19 protein-coding genes are annotated in these 19,949 nt (G+C 45.2%); 17 read left to right on the top strand and 2 right to left on the bottom strand.

From position 1 onward, the window contains the following. Positions 1–7 precede the first annotated feature (7 nt). From mraY to mutT, 13 genes are all read left to right on the top strand, one after another. On the top strand, positions 8–1,090 hold the full coding sequence (mraY, locus tag DN730_RS16675) for a phospho-N-acetylmuramoyl-pentapeptide-transferase (protein ID WP_115469284.1): 1,083 nt from the start codon (positions 8–10) through the stop codon (positions 1,088–1,090). A gap of 4 nt (positions 1,091–1,094) precedes the next feature. Next, entirely contained in the window at positions 1,095–2,444 is a 1,350-nt protein-coding gene (murD, locus tag DN730_RS16670) for a UDP-N-acetylmuramoyl-L-alanine--D-glutamate ligase (protein ID WP_115469283.1), read from the top strand. After that, positions 2,441–3,652 carry a putative lipid II flippase FtsW gene (gene ftsW / locus DN730_RS16665; protein ID WP_115469282.1) on the top strand — a complete coding sequence of 404 codons (1,212 nt, stop codon included), beginning with the start codon at positions 2,441–2,443 and terminating at the stop codon, positions 3,650–3,652. Before murD ends, ftsW begins: the two co-directional genes overlap by 4 nt. Beyond that, positions 3,645–4,721 carry an undecaprenyldiphospho-muramoylpentapeptide beta-N-acetylglucosaminyltransferase gene (gene murG / locus DN730_RS16660; RefSeq protein ID WP_115469281.1) on the top strand — a complete coding sequence of 359 codons (1,077 nt, stop codon included), beginning with the start codon at positions 3,645–3,647 and terminating at the stop codon, positions 4,719–4,721. The genes ftsW and murG overlap by 8 nt, the downstream gene beginning before the upstream one ends. Continuing rightward, the gene (gene murC, locus DN730_RS16655) at positions 4,714–6,135 is read left to right on the top strand and encodes a UDP-N-acetylmuramate--L-alanine ligase (RefSeq protein WP_115469280.1); all 1,422 of its coding nucleotides are present in this window, start codon (positions 4,714–4,716) and stop codon (positions 6,133–6,135) included. The genes murG and murC overlap by 8 nt, the downstream gene beginning before the upstream one ends. A gap of 1 nt (position 6,136) precedes the next feature. Then, positions 6,137–7,090 carry a D-alanine--D-alanine ligase gene (locus DN730_RS16650; protein ID WP_115469279.1) on the top strand — a complete coding sequence of 318 codons (954 nt, stop codon included), beginning with the start codon at positions 6,137–6,139 and terminating at the stop codon, positions 7,088–7,090. Continuing rightward, positions 7,074–7,787 carry a cell division protein FtsQ/DivIB gene (locus DN730_RS16645; protein WP_245958001.1) on the top strand — a complete coding sequence of 238 codons (714 nt, stop codon included), beginning with the start codon at positions 7,074–7,076 and terminating at the stop codon, positions 7,785–7,787. The genes DN730_RS16650 and DN730_RS16645 overlap by 17 nt, the downstream gene beginning before the upstream one ends. Positions 7,788–7,853: 66 nt before the next feature. Beyond that, positions 7,854–9,131 carry a cell division protein FtsA gene (gene ftsA / locus DN730_RS16640; RefSeq protein ID WP_115469278.1) on the top strand — a complete coding sequence of 426 codons (1,278 nt, stop codon included), beginning with the start codon at positions 7,854–7,856 and terminating at the stop codon, positions 9,129–9,131. 44 nt (positions 9,132–9,175) lie between these two features. Next, the gene (gene ftsZ, locus DN730_RS16635; protein WP_115469325.1) at positions 9,176–10,429 is read left to right on the top strand and encodes a cell division protein FtsZ; all 1,254 of its coding nucleotides are present in this window, start codon (positions 9,176–9,178) and stop codon (positions 10,427–10,429) included. A 103-nt stretch (positions 10,430–10,532) separates the two neighbouring features. Further along, positions 10,533–11,447, top strand: a complete 915-nt coding sequence (lpxC, locus tag DN730_RS16630) for a UDP-3-O-acyl-N-acetylglucosamine deacetylase (RefSeq protein ID WP_115469277.1) — start codon at positions 10,533–10,535, stop codon at positions 11,445–11,447. Positions 11,448–11,579: 132 nt separating this feature from the next. Next, positions 11,580–14,249, top strand: a complete 2,670-nt coding sequence (secA, locus tag DN730_RS16625) for a preprotein translocase subunit SecA (protein WP_115469276.1) — start codon at positions 11,580–11,582, stop codon at positions 14,247–14,249. Between the two features lie 17 nt (positions 14,250–14,266). After that, positions 14,267–15,493 carry a bifunctional glutamate N-acetyltransferase/amino-acid acetyltransferase ArgJ gene (gene argJ, locus DN730_RS16620; RefSeq protein WP_115469275.1) on the top strand — a complete coding sequence of 409 codons (1,227 nt, stop codon included), beginning with the start codon at positions 14,267–14,269 and terminating at the stop codon, positions 15,491–15,493. Further along, the gene (mutT, locus tag DN730_RS16615) at positions 15,493–15,885 is read left to right on the top strand and encodes an 8-oxo-dGTP diphosphatase MutT (protein WP_115469274.1); all 393 of its coding nucleotides are present in this window, start codon (positions 15,493–15,495) and stop codon (positions 15,883–15,885) included. Before argJ ends, mutT begins: the two co-directional genes overlap by 1 nt. A gap of 30 nt (positions 15,886–15,915) precedes the next feature. Here mutT and DN730_RS16610 read toward each other — a convergent pair whose 3' ends face one another. Beyond that, positions 15,916–16,713, bottom strand: coding sequence for a response regulator transcription factor (locus tag DN730_RS16610; protein WP_115469273.1), 798 nt, complete (start codon positions 16,711–16,713; stop codon positions 15,916–15,918). Between the two features lie 91 nt (positions 16,714–16,804). On the opposite strand from DN730_RS16610, the gene DN730_RS16605 reads away from it, so the two are divergent. The 4 genes from DN730_RS16605 to DN730_RS16590 all read left to right on the top strand — a co-directional run bounded on the left by DN730_RS16605 (position 16,805) and on the right by DN730_RS16590 (position 19,652). Beyond that, entirely contained in the window at positions 16,805–17,083 is a 279-nt protein-coding gene (locus DN730_RS16605; protein ID WP_115469272.1) for a peptidylprolyl isomerase, read from the top strand. A gap of 20 nt (positions 17,084–17,103) precedes the next feature. After that, positions 17,104–17,526, top strand: coding sequence for a protein tyrosine phosphatase family protein (locus tag DN730_RS16600; protein WP_115469271.1), 423 nt, complete (start codon positions 17,104–17,106; stop codon positions 17,524–17,526). A 130-nt stretch (positions 17,527–17,656) separates the two neighbouring features. Then, the gene (locus tag DN730_RS16595; protein ID WP_115469270.1) at positions 17,657–18,268 is read left to right on the top strand and encodes a helix-turn-helix domain-containing protein; all 612 of its coding nucleotides are present in this window, start codon (positions 17,657–17,659) and stop codon (positions 18,266–18,268) included. A gap of 34 nt (positions 18,269–18,302) precedes the next feature. Further along, positions 18,303–19,652 carry a class II 3-deoxy-7-phosphoheptulonate synthase gene (locus tag DN730_RS16590; RefSeq protein ID WP_115469269.1) on the top strand — a complete coding sequence of 450 codons (1,350 nt, stop codon included), beginning with the start codon at positions 18,303–18,305 and terminating at the stop codon, positions 19,650–19,652. A 55-nt stretch (positions 19,653–19,707) separates the two neighbouring features. On the opposite strand, the gene DN730_RS16585 is transcribed toward DN730_RS16590, so the two are convergent. Continuing rightward, positions 19,708–19,949, bottom strand: a 242-nt coding sequence (locus DN730_RS16585; RefSeq protein WP_147290593.1) for an integrase core domain-containing protein, incomplete at its 5' end; no start/stop codon positions are given.

The following is a 19,949-nucleotide window of genomic DNA, read 5'->3' as shown; positions in this document are numbered from 1 at the left end:
TAAATCCATGTTACTGCTCCTGACGACGTACTTAAGTAAGTATCTCACCTTTTTTTCTGTGTTTAATTATCTATCTTTACGAGCAATCTTAGGGGTCTTAACTGCGCTGTTTATTTCATTGCTGGTGGGCGGTAAGGTCATTCGTTTATTGCAGCGGTTACAAATAGGTCAAGCTGTCCGCGACGACGGGCCTCAGTCTCATTTAAGTAAAGCGGGCACTCCGACAATGGGTGGCGTTCTAATCATATTCTCCATTACAGTAAGCACGTTACTTTGGGGAGATTTAACCAATCAATATGTTTGGGTTACGTTACTGACGTTGGTGTCGTTTGGAGCGATTGGGTGGGTCGATGATTATCGCAAGGTAGTAGAGAAAAACTCCAAAGGGTTGCCTGCTAAATGGAAGTATTTCTGGCAAAGTGTTTTCGGTTTGTCCGCCGCCTTCTACCTCTACTTTGCAGCATCTACACCTGCTGAAACGGAATTAATTGTACCGCTCTTTAAAGATATTGCCATTCCGTTAGGGATCTTCTTTGTCGTGCTGACCTACTTCGTCATAGTGGGAACGAGTAATGCGGTTAACTTAACTGATGGTTTGGATGGTTTGGCAATCCTTCCCACGGTTCTAGTAGGGGGGGCGCTTGGTCTCTTTGCCTATCTGACCGGTAATATAAAATTTGCAGAATATTTGCTCATCCCTTATGTGCACGGGACAGGTGAGTTGATCGTCTTTTGCTCCGCGCTAGTGGGGGCTGGGCTTGGTTTTTTATGGTTTAACACGTACCCAGCACAAGTCTTTATGGGCGATGTTGGGGCTCTTGCCTTAGGCGCAGCATTAGGTGTCATCGCAGTAATCGTACGGCAAGAACTGGTGTTGTTTATTATGGGCGGGGTTTTTGTAATGGAGACGGTTTCAGTCATTCTTCAGGTCGCCTCCTATAAATTGACTAAGCGTCGTATCTTTCGTATGGCTCCAATACATCACCACTTTGAGTTAAAAGGGTGGGCGGAACCGAAAGTGATTGTGCGCTTTTGGATCATCACTGTTTGTTTGGTGCTGATCGGTATTGCGACCCTTAAAGTGAGATAAATAAATGTCATTGATTTCTTCTGATCGTATTCGCGCTGTCGTTGGATTAGGGTTGACTGGGCTCTCAACTGCCAGATTTCTATCTAGTAAAGGATTGGATTTTTTTGTTGTGGATTCCCGAGAAAACCCTCCTGGCCTAGATGAAGTTCGGAAGATTTGTCCTGCTGAGCGTGTTTATACTGGGTCGCTGGATGTGTTAGCTACTCTAGGTGTAACCGAATTATTTGTTAGCCCTGGTATTGCCTTATCGACACCCGTGTTGCAGCAACTAGCGGATAATGGTGTCGTGATGCGCGGCGACATTGACCTATTTCATGATTATGCCAATGCGCCTGTCATTGCGATTACGGGATCTAACGCAAAAAGCACGGTAACTACCTTGGTCAATGAGTTGCTACTGGCGCTGGGTAAACGCTCGGTTGCAGGTGGTAATCTTGCGCCACCCGCATTAGATCTTATTGCCGAGGCAGTCGATTATTATGTGCTGGAGTTGTCAAGTTTTCAGCTTGAGACCACTCATGGTTTGGAGGCAGATGTCGCATGTTTGCTAAATGTCTCAGAAGATCATATGGATCGCTACGATAATTTGTATAGCTATCAGCGAGCTAAGCAACGTATTTATCGAGGCTGTAAAGCGGCTGTATGTAATAAACAAGATATTCTCACTGCCCCATTGTTGGCGCAAAATACGCCTGTTCGAGCATTTACTAAGGGTGTCCCTGATCTAAAAGAATTTGGTTTATTGAAAGACAGTGATGGGACTTGGTTATGTAGAGGTGTTGAAAGGCTATTTAATGCCAAAGAGATAAAACTTAAGGGTGAGCACAACTATGCCAATGTGTTGGCGGCATTATCAATTCTCGATGTTTTAGGACTTGATGTCAGTGACCATCGTGTGAAAACGGTTTTGTCTGGTTTTTCTGGTCTTGCACACCGTTGCGAAACGTTACGGGAAATCGCTGGTGTTACGTATATTAATGATTCTAAAGGGACCAACGTAGGGGCGACTTTGGCGGCGCTTGAAGGGCTTGGAGATAAGCAGCAAAAGAATATCCATCTAATTGCAGGGGGGCTAAGTAAAGGGGCGGATTTCACGCCGCTAGTGCCAGCCTTAGAAAAGTTTGTCAGTCATCTCTATGTGTTTGGTAAGGATGCTGTACGTATTCTCGACATTGTGCCAAGTCAGACGGCACACTCACAGCATCCTGATTTAGAGAGTATATTGGCTCTAGTGAAGCGTAACGCGAAGCAAGGTGATGTAGTGTTGTTTTCCCCTTCTTGTGCAAGCTTTGATATGTACAAAAGCTTCGAGCATCGAGGTGAGCACTTTCGCGAGTTGGTCGATCAATTATGAATTTACGTCGCTTCTTCGACCCCATCCCGTTGCATGAGTGTCGGCAGGTTGATGGGTTTTTCCTAGCATCGGTCGCCTGCGTCGTAATGCTAGGCCTAGTGATGGTGTCGAGTGCTTCGATTTTTCTTTCGGAAACCAATTATGGGCACCCCTATTATTTCATGGTGCGCCAGACCGTGTACTTGATCATCGGGATCGTATTTGGCTATTTCATGATGTCTATATCGACCGAGCGGCTTCAAGAATACAGTGTGTGGCTAATGGCCTTTTCATTAGTTCTGCTGGTTATGGTTTTGATGCCTGGTATTGGGAAAACGGTAAACGGCAGTCGTCGGTGGATTAACTTGGTAGTGTTTAACCTCCAGGCCTCTGAGGTTGCTAAAGTGTGTATGGTGGTTTATGTATCAGGTTACTTAGTTCGACGTGCCGATCGGGTTCGGGAAAAACTAATGGGATCTGGTATGCCGATGGTTGTCTCTTTCCTCTTTCTCGCCTGCTTACTGTTAGAGCCAGATTTTGGTGCGTCAGTTGTGCTTGTTGGTACTGTGATTGCGCTGCTTTTTATAGCTGGTGCCCCGATTTATCAGTTTATAGGGTTGGTGTTTGCTGTCGTCGCGGCATTAGGTTTGGTTGCGATTTCGGAGAGCTATCGAATTAAGCGACTAATGAACTTTGTCGATCCCTGGGCCGACCCTTTCAACGATGGATACCAGTTATCTCAGGCTTTAATCGCTTATGGTCGAGGAGAATGGTTTGGACTTGGATTAGGAAATAGCGTTCAAAAACTAGCCTATTTGCCTGAGGCGCATACTGACTTCGTATTTTCGATTTGGGTAGAAGAGACGGGAATGGTCGGCGGGCTCCTTTTATTGTTGGTGTTCGCAGTATTGACTACTCGAGCGTTTAAAATTGGGCAGAATGCTATGCGTCTTGGGCGCCTGTTTCAAGGGTATATGAGTTTTGGTTTTGCGATTCTTATACTCGCTCAGGTAATTATTAATGTGGGGGTGAATACTGGCTTTTTGCCTACCAAAGGCTTAACGCTCCCTCTTATTAGTTATGGTGGAAGTAGTTTGATCATCACGTTGTCGAGCCTATTCGTTATTGCTCGGGTGGATATTGAAAATCGAAGAATAATGAATGGGCAGAACAGCCAATTGGAAACCTCAACCTCTGATACTCGGTATGAGGAGGTGAAGGGTGTCTAAGGCCAAAAAAGTGATGTTGATGGCTGGCGGAACAGGGGGGCATATCTATCCGGCGCTTGCATGTGCTGAGAGGTTTGCCGACCTTGGTGTGGATGTCGAGTGGATTGGTTCTGCGGGTGGCATGGAGGAGCGAATTGTTCGAGAGCACGATATCCTGTTGCATACGCTTTCAATTAAGGGTGTCAGAGGTAAAGGCACGCTTGGTTTGGTGTTGGCTCCTTGGCGTATAGCTCATTCGATTGGTCAAGCGATAGCCGTTATGCGCAAAGCAAAACCAGATTTGGTATTAGGGATGGGCGGTTTTGTTGCTGGGCCGGGAGGGGTGGCTGCGAAGTTGTTGGGAATTCCGGTGGTAGTGCATGAACAAAATGCGGTCAGTGGTACGACAAACCGATTGCTCAGTAACATTGCCAAACTAAAGCTTCAGGCCTTCGACGGGGCTTTGCAAAATGGTATGACGGTGGGTAATCCTGTCAGAAACTCAATTTTACAGCAGATCGCACGTCAGCCTCGAGAGCAAGGCGCTCGCCCGCTGCGTTTATTGGTCCTTGGTGGAAGCTTGGGAGCAAAAGCTATAAACGACATCGTGCCTGATTTACTGATGAATTGGAAAGGTGAGAATCGGCTCGATGTGTGGCATCAGACAGGTGCTCGTAATATAGAAACTGTTGAAGAGAGATATCGTGCGCTTGGGGTGGAAGCTCGTGTAGATGCTTACATCGACAATATGAATCAAGCGTACTACTGGGCTGATATTGTGTTGTGTCGCGCGGGCGCTATGACGGTTAGTGAACTGGCGATAGCAGGGCTGCCATCAATACTGGTACCGTTTCCATTTGCGATTGATGATCATCAAACAAAAAACGCTCTGGCTTTACAGAAAGTGGGGGGAGCGTTTCTTATTCCACAGAAAGACCTAACCGTCGAGGGGCTTTCTAAAGTTTTAATGGCTTGTGTCACAGAGCAAGACAAATTGAAAGAAATGGCAAGACGAGCTAAAGAAGTGGCTCGTCCAGACGCGACTCAAACAGTCGTCGCTCAATGTATAAGGTTAATGAAAAATGATTGAAGCTAAATTTCAATACGATATTCCAACCATGCGCCGTATTCAGAACATCCATTTCATTGGAGTAGGTGGTGTGGGTATGTCAGGCATTGCAGAGGTATTGAATAATCAAGGCTACTGCGTCTCTGGGTCTGACCTTAAGAGCTCAACGGTGACAGAGCGTTTGGCTGGCTTAGGTATTGAAATATTTATTGGTCATAGAGAGTCTAACGTAAAAAATGCACACGTGATCGTTGTTTCGAGTGCAGTTAATGACGCTAATCCAGAAATTAAATGGGCGAAGGAACACCGAGTTCCTGTTGTTCGTAGGGCCGAAATGCTTGCTGAATTGATGCGGTATCGACATGGTATAGCGGTTGCTGGCACTCATGGTAAAACGACTACTACCAGCTTGATGGCTTCTATTCTTGCAGCGACAGATGAAACACCTACCTTTGTTATCGGAGGAAGGTTAACGAGTGCCGGTGCCAATGCTCAGTTGGGGAGTAGTAAGTATCTTGTCGCCGAGGCAGATGAGAGTGACGCGTCTTTTTTACACTTACAGCCTCAAACCGTCATTATTACAAATATTGATGAAGATCATATGGATACTTACAAAGGTGACTTTGAAGAAGTTAAGCGTACGTTTGTAGAGTTTATTCATAATCTTCCTTTCTACGGATTAGCTGTACTATGTGTAGACGATGAGCAGGTCAGGTCGATCATGCCTCAATTGAGTCGCCCAGTGCTGACTTATGGTATCGACCATGAAGCGGATTTCTATGCGACAAATATCACTCAAAAAGGTCGTCATTGCGAATTTTTGGCCCATCTACCTGAAGGGCAACCGATGCGAGTACGGTTGCCAATGCCAGGACGACACAATGTACTTAATGCTCTCGCGACGATTGCGGTTGCGGTTGACTTAGGTATCGCACCCGAAGCCATTCAAGCAGGTTTGATGGGGTTTGAAGGAGTTGGCCGTCGTTTCCAAGAGCAGGGAGATTTGCGGCTTCCTGGCGGCGGAAGTGTCATGTTTGTAGACGATTACGGCCATCATCCGAGTGAGGTCAAAGCAACCATTAAAGCTATTAGAGATGGTTGGCCTGAAAAGCGCTTGGTGATGGTTTATCAGCCTCATCGTTATTCGAGAACTCGGGACCTGTATGAGGACTTTGTAAAAGTACTGTCAGAGGTCGACGTGCTGCTTTTATTGGATGTTTATGCAGCAGGTGAGGATGCGATCAATGGTGCCGACAGTAAATCAATGTGTGGCAGTATTCGCCAACGCGGAGCTATTGATCCAGTCCACGTCAGTAGTGAAGATGATCTTCACTCAATATTGGCCAATGTCTTACGCGAGGATGATTTGTTGATCACTCAAGGCGCTGGTGATATCGGCGCGATCTCGAAAAGACTTGCGGCGGAGGGGATCTAAATTGGGTTCACTAAAGCAGAAAAAAATCGCTGTCATATACGGCGGCCGATCAGCCGAGCGAGAGGTATCCCTAGAAAGTGGAGGTCGTGTCGTCCAAGCATTGCTTAATAAAGGGTATCAGGTAACGCCTGTTGACCTTTACGGTGATGGTGCTCATATCAATGCGGTTCAACAATTGATCGATATAGAGTTTGACTTCGCATTTATAGCGTTACATGGAGGTGAAGGTGAAGACGGTCATATACAGGCACTACTTGAGCTTCTCGGTAAGCCTTACACAGGGAGCCGCCCGTTAGCCTCTGGATTTGCCATGGATAAAGCGCTCACCAAGAAATTTTGGCAGGGTATCGGTATCGCTACGCCTAACTATCTCTGTTTTACCAACGAGCCTGATGTTGAAAAAATTCATGCAGAAATGACTTATCCATTGATCATAAAGCCTTCTCGCGAGGGATCAACGATAGGGATTAGTAAAGTTAATGGACAAGAAGAGTTAATGACGGCGTTAAGGGATGCGAAGCGTTACGATTCTGATATCTTGGTCGAAGAGTATGTGTCGGGCCCTGAGTACACAGTTTCGATTGTTGGTGATCTTGCATACGCACCGATTGCTTTGAAGCCATCTGCTGAGCATGCCTTGTACGACTACGATGCTAAGTATTTAGCGGATGATACGCAGTATATATTGCCTTGTGGGTTGTCCAAGGAAAAAGAAGATCAGCTTAAAACGCTCGCACTTGAGGCTTATCGCTCATTGAATTGTCAGGGGTGGGGGCGTGTCGATATTATGATGACCGCTACAGGCGAATTTACCGTGTTAGAGGTAAATACCTCACCGGGTATGACGTCCCATAGTTTGGTGCCAATGGCAGCGGCATTTGAAGGCATCGGTTATGACGATTTAGTTGAAAAAATTGCGTTACTCGCGTGGAACCAACATGAGGCACAACAGTAACCTAATGCGCACAGCTGCATTGCTCGGAGCTATTCTGTTAATAATTCTTGGTCTCGCCCAAGGTGACTCGGATGCATTAGGTGATGACCAGCCAATGTTTGATGTCCGCAAAGTGGAGATCGCTGGTGAGTTAAAGTATTCCGATCCCAACGCACTCCAGCAATATTACGACCAGTTGTTAGGGAGCGGGCTATTTGATGATTCTATGGGGAATTTGACAAACTTCGTGACACGACCACCATGGATAGAATCGGCAAAGGTTAGGCGCGTATGGCCGCATACGATTAGGGTGAGTGTCGTGGAGCATCGGCCGTTGGCATATTGGAATGCGGGGCAGATTATTACCGCTGAAGGGCAGATTATAACGCCGCGAAGATTACCAGATTTGCCGTTAACAAAATTAATGGGGCCACGTGATACAGAGTCAGTGGTGCTTGATCAATTTAGTTTGATTAGCCAAATGCTATCGACCTCTTCTTTGCGGGTAGCAAAGTTAGAGTTAGAGGATCGTGGTGCTTGGAACATTCAGTTTTCCAATGGCATCCGTGTCGCGCTTGGTAGGACTGATATTTTAGACCGATTAGGTCGCTTCGTGGCGGTGTATAAAAGTGATTTATCGGGTAGAATAGAAAGAATTTCATCTGTGGATGCGCGGTATCCGCACGGTGTTGCAGTTAAATGGAAGTTGCAAGAGTAAAAGTTGGTCTGATTGTTGCTTTTTTGATCAGATAAATATTTGCAGTATATAGGCTTAGGATATTTCATGATTGTTGGATTGGACGTTGGCACATCTAAAATTACCTGCATTGTCGGGGAGTTAGGTGTTGACGGTGACATTGAAATCGTTGGGATCGGTACCCATGCAGCCAAGGGTATGAAGCGTGGCGTGGTCATCAACATTGAGTCTACAGTTCAGTCGATTCAGCGTGCCGTAGAAGAAGCTGAGTTGATGGCTGGATGTAACATCCATTCAGTGTATGTAAGTGTCGCAGGCAGTCATATACGAAGCCAAAATTCTCATGGGATTGTTGCCATAAAAGATGGCGAGGTTCAAACCGAAGATATTGAACGAGTAATAGATGCTGCTCAAGCCGTTCCTATTTCTTCTGATCAGCGTTTGCTTCATGTATTGCCGCAAGAGTTTCATATTGATTCTCAAGAAGGAATACGTGATCCATTGGGTATGTCTGGGGTTCGGTTGGAAGCCAACGTTCATCTGATTTCTGGTGCAGCAAATGCCGTTATGAACGTTGAAAAGTGTATTCGACGTTGTGGTTTAGGGGTTGATGGCGTTGTTTTGTCGCAGCTTGCTTCCAGTCACGTATGTTTAAGTGAGGACGAGAAAGACCTTGGGGTCTGCATCGTTGACATTGGTGCTGGTACATCAGATCTGGCCGTTTGGATTGATGGGGCGCTGCATCATACTGCTGTTGTGCCTGTTGCTGGTGATCAGGTGACTAATGATATTTCCATGGCGTTAAGAACACCTACTGTTCATGCAGAGGAAATCAAAGTTAAATACGCTTGCGCGATGTCGAGTCGAGCATCGTCTGACCAGATTATTGAAGTGCCCAGCGTGGGTGACAGACAGCCGAGATCGATATCTCGTCACGCATTGGCTGAAGTTGTTGAAGCGCGCTATGAAGAAATTTACAAAATGGTACGAGATGAGTTGAGTCGTAGCGGTTTTGCCGAGCGAATTCCTGCTGGTATCGTTATAACAGGGGGCACATCGCTAATGGAAGGGGCAGAAGCGCTAGCGGAGCGCATCTTTGATATGCCTGTTCGATTAGCGGCTCCAGTGCAAACTAAAGGGATTAGCGAAGTCGTCGATAATCCTAGTTACGCAACAAGTGTTGGTTTGCTTATGCATGCAGGGAAGGATTTGCCTGTGCCTGAGGCTCCTTCCTCTACCGCGCAGGTAAAAAAGGCGCCAAAGAAAAAGTTTCTGCCCGATGTGGCACCCAGTGAGGCCAAGCCTGCTTTCAGTCCAGCGAAGGCGTGGCACAAAGTAAAAGATTGGTTTCAGAGTTATATTTAAGTCTGAAATGACAGCAGAATTACAGGAGCATGTATCCCATGTCTATGAACGTATTTGATTTAGCCGAAGAAAACTTATCTGAAAATGCTGTCATCAAAGTAGTTGGTGTCGGTGGTGGTGGCGGTAACGCTGTTAAACACATGCTTGAGAGCAATCTTGATGGTGTGGAGTTTATCTGTGCTAACACTGATTCAAAAGCTTTGATTGGCCTAGATACAGGCATCACGCTTCAGTTAGGGACAACCGTAACTAAGGGGCTCGGGGCGGGAGCGAATCCTAACGTGGGGCGCGATTCTGCACTGGAAGACCAAGAAAAGATCACCGAGCTTTTAACCGGCGCAGATATGGTTTTTATCACTGCTGGCATGGGCGGCGGTACAGGAACTGGGGCAGCGCCAGTTATCGCAAAAGTGGCGCGAGAGTTAGGAATTCTAACGGTGGCAGTTGTTACCAAGCCGTTTCCATTTGAAGGGCGTCGCCGAGCTAAAGTTGCTGAAGAAGGTATAAAAGAGTTACGTGACAACGTTGACTCGTTGATTACAGTCCCAAATGAAAGATTATTGCCAGTCCTAGGTAAGAACATTTCATTGCTGAAAGCGTTTGGCGAGGCTAATAATGTATTGCTGAATGCTGTTCAAGGTATTACTGACTTGATCATGCGTCCCGGCCTAATCAACGTTGACTTCGCAGATGTCCAAACTGTCATGAAAGAAATGGGCATGGCTATGATGGGGTCTGGGTACGCTACAGGTGAAGAGCGTGCGCGAATTGCAGCGGAAGCGGCTATCCATAATCCATTGTTGGAAGATATCAACCTAAAAGGCGCCCGTGGTGTCTTGGTGAATATCACGGCTAACGATGAAGTGGGGTTATCAGAATTCAGTGAGGTGGGTAACATCATTGAGGAATATGCTTCGGAAGACGCTACAGTTGTGATTGGTTGTGCTATTGATCCTAATGTTGGTGATGAAATGCGAGTGACAGTAGTGGCAACTGGCTTAGAGGGTAAAGGTTCTGCTCAGATGCAGTCCGCAGTGGGTTCTGGTGTGGTTGGCTCCTCTACGAATGAGTCGATAACGACACCTCGTCCTGATGTGGAAAGTCCTGTACAAGAGCGTGCTTCAGTGAATGTTGTGCAGCAGCAAGATCCAGTTAAGTCGCCTGTTGATACGTCTATTGCTAAAAAACCTTCTTCCTCTGAAAATGCTGACAGTGGTAACGCAACTGGATCCCAAAATGGGGAAGATAAACTGTCTTACTTGGATATACCTGCATTTTTGCGTCGTCAAGCGGATTAATTTGAGTAAAAAATACGCAGCTTGACGGTTCTGAATTGTATATAAAGGTGCGTGTTGGTATTATTAATTTATATTTTAACAGTCATCAAATTGTAGGAAAGTAATGGTACGTCAGCGCACTCTTAAGAACATCATTCGCGCTACCGGAGTAGGTTTGCACTCTGGCGAAAAAGTATATCTAACGCTTAAACCAGCACCTGTTAATACAGGCATTGTCTTTGTGCGTACCGATATTGAGCCTAATGTCGAGATCCACGGTGATGCTCGATCCGTTGGTTCGACAAATTTTGCTACAGCGTTATGCAATGGTGATGTAACTGTTAGCACAGTTGAGCACCTGATGTCTGCTATGGCAGGGCTTGGTGTTGATAACGCATATGTCGAAGTCAGCTCTAGTGAAGTGCCATTAATGGATGGTAGCGCAAGCCCTTTTGTGTTTCTGCTTCAGTCAGCTGGAATAGAAGAGCAAGACGCTGCAAAACGCTTTATTCGTATTAAGAAGCCTATTCGAGTAGAGGATGGCGACAAGTTTGCATCTCTCGAGCCTTTCTCAGGGTTCCGTCTCTCGTTTACTATCGATTTTCAGCATCCTGCGATCGATGAAGATGTGCAATTTACGTCCGTCGATTTTTCAACAACGACGTTTGTAAAAGAGATCAGCCGAGCACGTACATTTGGCTTTATGAAAGACCTTGAGTACTTCAAGAATAACAATTTAGCTCGCGGCGCTAACATGGAAAATGCAGTAGTGTTAGATGACTACCGCGTAATGAACGACGAAGGTTTGCGTTACCGTGATGAGCTTGTTAGACACAAGGTTTTGGATGCTATTGGTGACTTGTATTTATTGGGTCACAGCGTAATTGGTGAGTATAAAGCTTACAAATCTGGTCATGGCCTGAATAACAAGCTATTGCTTGAATTATTACAGAACCAAGACGCTTGGGAATATGTCACCTTTGAAGAAGATTCAGCTTTGAATCCTATTTCTTATGCGGAGTCAGCTGCGACAGCATAAAAAACGAGCAAGTCAATTAAAAAGCCAGACTTAGTCTGGCTTTTTTCGTTTTTGACACTTGATAACTCATGTTTTGTCGCAATCTACCATGTTAGACTCTGAATCACTAAAATTTTAAGTTGTGTAGAAAAAATGCTAGGAACAGTCATTAAAAAAATCGTCGGTACTAAGAATGACCGAGAAGTAAAGCGCTATAAGAAAGCAGTCACTCAAATCAACAAGTTAGAAGACAGCTTTAGTCAACTAGCTGATGATGAACTGATGGCGAAATCCAACAGTTTTCGGGAGCGTCTTGCTAAGGGTGAGTCTCTTGACTCTCTTTTGCCAGAAGCTTTTGCGACTGTGCGTGAAGCTAGTAAACGTGTTATGGGAATGCGCCATTTCGATGTGCAGATGATAGGCGGCATGGTCCTGCATGAGGGGCGCATTGCAGAGATGCGAACAGGTGAAGGTAAGACACTTGTTGCGACGTTGGCGGTTTACTTGAATGCATTGGCTGGTAAAGGTGTGCATGTTGTCACAGTGAACGATTACCTTGCCACACGTGATGCTAATTGGATGCGTCCTTTATATGAATATCTAGATATGAGTGTGGGTGTTGTGCATTCAGGTCAAGATCGAGACGCTAAGCGGGCTGCTTACCTTTCGGATATCACGTATGGCACCAATAATGAATTTGGTTTTGACTACTTACGAGACAATATGGTGTTCCGAATGGAAGACCGTATGCAGCGCGAACCTGCGTTTGCGGTTGTCGATGAAGTCGATTCTATTTTGATAGATGAGGCGCGAACACCTCTTATTATTTCAGGAGCGGTAGAAGATAGCTCTGAGCAGTATAAGAAGATAAACCTACTTGCTCCCTTGCTTGTAAAACAAGAAGAAGAGGGTGAAGAGGTTGGTCATTATACATATGACGAAGCACAGAAAAATGTAGAGTTAACGGAAGATGGGCATCAGTTTGTAGAGGCCTGGCTGGTTGAGCAAGGCATGCTCGAAGAAGGAGATAGCCTTTATGCTGCCGGTAACCTTCAGTTACTGCACCATGTGTACGCCTGTATGCGCGCGCACATTGTATTTCAGAAAAACATAGATTACGTCGTACAGGGCGGTCAAGTTGTGATTGTTGACGAGCACACAGGCCGAACTATGGCTGGGCGTCGCTGGTCAGAGGGGATTCACCAAGCAGTTGAGGCAAAGGAAGGGGTAGAAATACAGGCAGAAAGCCAAACCCTTGCTTCGACTACTTTTCAGAATTATTTCAGACTGTACGAAAAATTATCAGGTATGACGGGGACAGCCGATACCGAAGCGTTTGAATTTCAGCAAATCTATGGTCTAACGGTTGTTATTATACCGACCAATAATAAAGTTCAACGTAAAGATTATAATGACCTTATTTTTATGACGACGGCTGAGAAGTTCGAGGCGATCGTAAAAGATATTGAAGAGATCGTACAAGCAGGTCGCCCAGTTTTGGTGGGTACAGCTTCTATTGAGTACTCTGAATTGTTGTCTGAGTTTCTAGATAAGAAAAAAATTAAACATAATGTATTGAATGCTAAGCATCACGAACGCGAAGCTGAAATTATCGCTGAGGCGGGTAGCCCTGGTGCTGTTACCATTGCCACGAATATGGCAGGTCGAGGAACAGATATTGTTTTAGGTGGTAATTTACAAGTTCAAATAGCACAGCTAGGCGAAAATGCTACTCAAGCACAAATTGATGAACTAAAAGCCGAATGGGAAAAACGCCACGAAGCAGTATTGGCCGCTGGAGGGTTGCATATAATCGGTACTGAACGCCACGAGTCCCGCCGTATAGATAATCAATTACGCGGTCGTGCAGGTCGTCAAGGAGATGTAGGCTCTTCTCGTTTCTATCTATCTCTTGAAGATAACCTTATGCGTATCTTCATGTCCGACCGTATCAAGAAAATGATGCAAACGCTCGGTATGGAGAAAGGTGAGGCGATTGAGCATAAGATGGTCTCTAATGCGATAGAAAAGGCGCAGCGTAAAGTAGAAGGTCGTAACTTCGATATTCGTAAGCAACTGCTTGAGTATGATGATGTTGCCAATGACCAAAGGCAGGTCATTTATCAACAACGTTATGACATGATGAGTTCAGACGACTTGTCCTCAGCAGTGCAATCCATGCGAGAAGAGGTGGTTGCAGGAATGATCGATGAGTTTATTCCACCTCAAAGTATCTTCGATCAATGGGATTTAGAAGGTTTAGAAGAACGTATTAGAAATGAATTTGGACTAGAGATTCCCGTCAGAGCGTGGGTTGAAGAAGATAAAAAACTATACGAAGAACCTCTACGCGAAAAAATCTTGCAGTTCTTTATTGATGACTATGCAGCGAAAGAAGATATTGCAGGAGCTGCTGCTCTCCGAAACTTTGAAAAGCAGGTGCTACTGCAGGTGCTTGATACTTTGTGGAAAGAGCATCTTCAAACAATGGATATGTTGCGCCAAGGTATTCACCTTCGAGGCTACGCTCAAAAGAACCCGAAACAGGAATATAAGCGCGAGGCCTTCGAGCTATTTCAGAATCTCTTAGAACAGATTAAGTTTGAAGTTGTTCAAGTCGTAACACGAGTGAAAGTACAGTCGGCGGAAGAGGCTGAGAAAATCGAAGCAGCGCGCCGTGAACTGGAAGCTAAGACTCGTTTGACAACTAATGCGCCAGACTCAGAGGAGTCTGATAATGAAATGCCGAAAGTCGGTCGAAATGAGCCTTGTCCATGTGGGTCAGGTAAAAAGTATAAACAATGTCATGGTAGATTAGTTTAAGGATTGGAGTAGCCGTTATGGCCGTAGGGTTAAATGCATTTCCTGAGATACCCGAAATAAAGGGTGTTCGTTTTGCTGCGGTAGAAGCTGGAATAAAAAAAGCCAATAAGAAAGATTTGGTGGTCTTTGAGTTAAGCGAAGGTTCAAGCGTTGCTGGAGTTTTCACTCAGAACCAGTTTTGTGCGGCGCCAGTTCGAGTATGCCGTGAGCACTTAGCAAGTGATACGACAACGCCGAGATATCTGGTGATTAACACTGGTAACGCCAACGCAGGGACGGGCAAGTCAGGGTACGAAAAAGCAATCACGACGTGCGAGGCTGTCGCTTCTCAAGTCGGCGTACAGAAACACCAAGTTCTGCCATTTTCCACAGGCGTTATTGGTGAGCCATTACCTGTCGATAAGATATTGGCGGCATTGCCGAATGCGTTATCAAGCTTGAAGAGTATTGGTTGGAAAGATGCCGGACTTGGCATTATGACGACGGATACGCTACCTAAAGGTGCTTTCCGACAAGTCGAAGTGTTCGGAAAAATAGTGACCATTGGTGGTATTTCTAAAGGCGCGGGAATGATTCGCCCTAATATGGCGACTATGCTGGGTTATATTTTTACAGACGCGGCTGTCGATCAGAAAGTTTTAGCGTCTCTATTGAAGTCGACAACAAATCAAAGTTTTAATCGAATTACGATTGATAGTGACACCTCTACCAATGATTCATGTATTGCTGTCGCAACAGGCCTAGCTGAGAATGAGTCGATCTCTGATTTATCTTGCGGTGATGGACTTGTGTTCGCGGAGGCTTTTTTAGCCGTTATGCAAGAGCTTGCGCATGCAATTGTTCGGGACGGTGAGGGTGCTACAAAGTTTGTAACTGTCGAGGTCACGGGGGCGGCTCAGGTTAATGATGCAACGAAAACAGCATTTGAAATAGCGCATTCCCCACTTGTAAAAACTGCGTTGTTTGCTTCAGACCCTAATTGGGGGCGTATCCTTGCTGTAGTGGGTCGTGCGGGTGTTGAAGACCTTCAAGTTGATAAGGTTTCAATTAACATCAATGGTTGCGAGATAGTGAAAAACGGTGGCCGATCTTCTGATTACACAGAGGAAGCGGGCCAAGTAGCGATGGCTCCTTCAGAAATTCACATCCTGGTAGATCTCGGTGCGGGCGATTGTTCCGATACAGTGTGGACAACGGACTTCTCTCACGATTACGTTACGATTAATGCGGAGTACCGTACTTGATGGTGGTGAAAGTTGCCGCAGGTATTATCGTTCGAGATGATCTCGTGTTTGTAGCGTTGCGCTCGTCGGAACAGCACCAAGGGGACCTTTGGGAGTTTCCTGGCGGTAAATGTGAGGTGGACGAGGAGCCTGCTCATGCACTTGAAAGAGAGCTGTATGAAGAGTGTGGTATTGAGGTAAAGCAATGCACACCGTTTCAGGTCATACGCCATGATTATTCTGACAAATCGGTAGAACTTCATTTCTTTGAGGTATCGGATTTTGATGGAGAGCCACATGGAAAGGAGGGGCAGCCCGTGAAATGGGTGACTCGACCTGAACTGACTCAATTATGCTTTCCTGAAGCTAATGTCCCAATTGTTGAAGCATTAACCCAAAAAAGCAGCCTTTAGGCTGCTTTTTTGGGTTAATGCGATAGGTATTTAATCTAGGATATTATGTAGAAGACGCCTGAGTGTCTCTGGTTCGAATACTTTATCACAAATTGCGTCGACGCCTTCTTGAGTGACATTCGCAAGCTGAGGTTGATCCGCGTTCGAAGCAACCATGAGTATTGGGATATGCGCCAAATGGCCTGATGAACGGATTGTATTTGCCAATTCTTTGCCATCCATTTCAGGCATGTTGTAGTCTGTTATGACTAAATCATAATTACCGTCTTCTAAAAGTAACACGGCATCTGAGCCATTTACTGCGACATCAATATGAACTATACCCATTGATTCCAATACACGAGTGATGTGCTTTTGGGCTAGGGCACTGTCATCAACCAATAGAACCTGCATCGCGTGAGGGTCCAGTAACTCCAGTTCAATTTCTTGTTCAATAGCAAGGTCTAACGTAGCGTTAATAGCTCGTTGTAGATCTCTCATGCTAAAAGGCTTGGGTAAAATGGCAATTACGCCAGCTTGCCTTAGCGATTCTAATTGCTTTCTGTTACGTTCACTTGAAACCAACATAAAATTAATGTGTTCTGTTTCAGGGTGCTTTTTGATCAGTGTTATTAGTGTTTCGGCGGTGCCATCAGACAAGTACATAGCCGATACGACCAAGTCTGGTTCATGTTCTTTGATCGCGTAAATAGCCGATTTTACAGTGTCAGCGAAATATAAATGGCGAACGCCAGCACTTTCTAATGCGTTACGAATAATTTTTTGTTGTGTTGGTGAAGGCTCGACTAGGAGAAGTGAGAGCTCTTCCGGTGACGGCATTAGTTCCATGCTACCCTCGTATGTTAAAAAAGTTATACTAGCAGAATGTAACACAGGATTACCCAAGTGTATTTGTTAACTCGTGAATCTAGAGGTTTATATGGCAACCGCAAGCGCCTGTCACATTCTTGTGAAAACTAAGCAAGAGGCTGAACAGCTAAAAGAGAAGCTCAACAAAGGCGAAGATTTTCACCAATTAGCTAAAAAATACTCTAATTGCCCCTCAGGTAAAAAAGGCGGCGATTTGGGAGAATTTCGAAAAGGTGACATGGTCGCTCCGTTCGATAAAGCCGTTTTTAACGGGCCTTTATTAAACGTGCAAGGACCAATTAAAACAAAGTTTGGTTTTCATTTAATTAAAGTACTCTATCGTTCTTGATCATCTTAGGAGATCGCAATATGAATATTACAAATTTGGCTTTGAATTACAGTGTTGCGCCGCAACTTGACATTGCAGATATCGAAGCTTTGAAAGCCGCTGGTTACGATATGGTCATTAACAATCGTCCTGATGGTGAAACTGAAGATCAACCGACTAGCGAACAGGTACGAGCAGCCGTTGAGGCGGCTGGCTTAAAATACGTATATAACCCAGTGGATCTTAAGGCTCTTTCACATAAAGAAGTCGAGATACAAAGTGCGCAGATTTCGACTGATCAAAAGGTGTTCGCATTTTGTCGCACGGGAACTCGCTCGTCAGTTTTGTGGGTATTAGCGAATCAGGAAGATGAACAGACCTTCAATGAGTTGGTCGCATCTGTTCAACAAAAAGGGTTTGATTTGGGGCGGTGCATGCCCGCAATGGAACCTTTGAAAAAGTGAAGCCGTGATAGCTAATAAAAATGCCCGCAGTTGCGGGCATTTTTATTAGTAAAGTCGCTCATAGGCATATATCGTATAGGTCAAAGGAGTTTATTTTAGTAAACTTAGGAAGCGCATAGGAGAATCTTTAATGGTTAGTCGTCCTTCATTAGAAACTGCCACAGCTTCCGATCCAGATCAATTCGTAGAGCCTTTAGAACTAGGTAAGCGTGTTAAGGCGATCCGTTTAACTAAAGGTTGGACGCTTGAAGAGGTAAGTAAACGTACAGGAATCGCACGTTCTACGTTATCGAAAATTGAGAATGATCAGGTGTCTCCGAGTTTTGCGATTGTGCAGAAGCTCATCCACGGTTTGGAGATGGAGTTGCCGCAATTATTTGTGGAAACAAAGGAGCACTCCATTGCTGGTCGTAGAGACATTACTAAGGCGGGGCAAGGAGAGCCACACCCAACTGCGACATATGAACATGAGCTACTAGGCTTCTCGATCAGTCGTAAAAAAATGGTTCCGTTTAAAACCATTGTTAGGGCGCGTTCTTTTGATGAGTTCAAAGAGTGGGTTCGTCATGATGGTGAAGAATTTTTATTGGTACTGTCTGGTTCAGTCACCTTTTTCTCAGAGTTTTATGAGCCAGTAGAGCTCAGTGAGGGAGACAGTGTCTATTACGATGCCGCGATGGGGCATATTGTAGTGTCGACATCAGCAGTAGATGCTCAAATATTATGGGTTGTCGCTCGTTAAAACCTAGTAATAGGTATATACAGTAAGGGGAAATATGTCTAATTCTTGGGACGTTAATAGCTGGCGTCAGAAAACAGCTTTGCAACAACCTGAATACCCAGATAAAAAAGCACTTCAACGGGTAGAGGGTGTACTTGCGAATATGCCTCCGTTAGTTTTTGCAGGAGAAGCTCGTAAGCTGCGTGCTGATCTTGCTCAAGTCGCTAAAGGAAACGCGTTCTTGCTTCAAGGTGGCGATTGCGCGGAAAGCTTTGCTGAATTTAATGCTAAAAATATACGAGACACCTTTAAGGTTATGTTGCAAATGGCAGCAGTGATGACCTATGCGGGAAAATGTCCGGTCGTAAAAGTAGGGCGTATGGCGGGGCAATTTGCTAAGCCGAGATCGTCGGGTTCAGAAATCATAGACGGGATAGAATTGCCCAGTTATCGAGGCGATATCATAAACGGCATTGAATTTTCCGAGTCTGCACGGGTACCTGATCCTGAACGTTTAGTTAAAGTTTATCACCAGAGTGCTGCAACAATGAATCTGCTAAGGGCGTTTGCTCAAGGTGGCTTTGCCGATCTGCATCAAGTGCATAAATGGAACTTGGACTTTATCCAAACGAGCCCAATAGGTGAGCGTTATCATTCCATTGCAAACCGTATCGATGATGCGCTTCAGTTTATGGAAGCATGTGGTATCGGTGCAGGGGCATCTCAACTGCGCGAAACGGATTTTTACACTTCCCATGAAGCATTGCTGTTGCCTTATGAAGAAGCATTAACTCGCTGTGATAGCTTAACAGGTGAATGGTACGACTGCTCTGCACACATGCTATGGATTGGTGATCGGACACGCCAGCTAGATGGCGCTCATGTCGAATTTTTACGTGGCGTGAATAACCCTATTGGCGTCAAAGCGGGTCCGACTATGGATCCTGAAGATCTGGTTAAATTATGTGATGTTCTCAATCCGAACAATGATGAGGGACGCTTAAACATCATTGTAAGAATGGGGGCGGATAAAGTCGCAGAGGGTATGCCAAAACTGATTCAGGCCGTTGAGAAGGGAGGCAAAAAAGTCGTATGGAGCTGTGATCCTATGCATGGCAATACGATTAAAACGAATACAGGCTATAAAACACGTCGAGTTGATGATGTGCTTCGGGAAGTGCAGCAGTTTTTTGAAGTCCATCGTTCTGAAGGCACTTATCCAGGTGGGGTACATTTTGAAATGACGGGCCAAAATGTGACGGAGTGCGTAGGTGGCGCATTTCAAGTGACGGAAGCAGACCTAGCTGATCGTTATCACACTCATTGTGATCCTCGACTAAACGCAGATCAATCACTTGAACTAGCCTTCATGATTTCTGAGACATTGAAGAAAACAACAGTCTAATAGACTGAAAGGGTTCTATGACTAGTCCTGATATAGGTTGACACTTATTCAGACATTAAAACGCTCGATGAACCTCATCGGGCGTTTTGTATTTTAGGGCCATATGCGGCCGACTCTTATTATAGCTTTCTACCGACTCCGATATCATTAGCCGAGCTTCATTCAGGTCTTTCGGCTTCATGATTAAGTACTCATTTTTAATAATGCCATTGATCCTCTCAGCCAGCGCATTCTGGTAGCAATCGTAGCCATCCGTCATCGAGCACTGAACTCCATGCTTTTCATGGAGCTGTTGAT

The sequence above is a fragment of the Marinomonas piezotolerans genome, from assembly GCF_003362755.1.
Classification (GTDB): domain Bacteria; phylum Pseudomonadota; class Gammaproteobacteria; order Pseudomonadales; family Marinomonadaceae; genus Marinomonas; species Marinomonas piezotolerans.
Note: the sequence above shows the minus strand (reverse complement) of the source record. Positions and strands in the feature narration are given on the sequence as shown.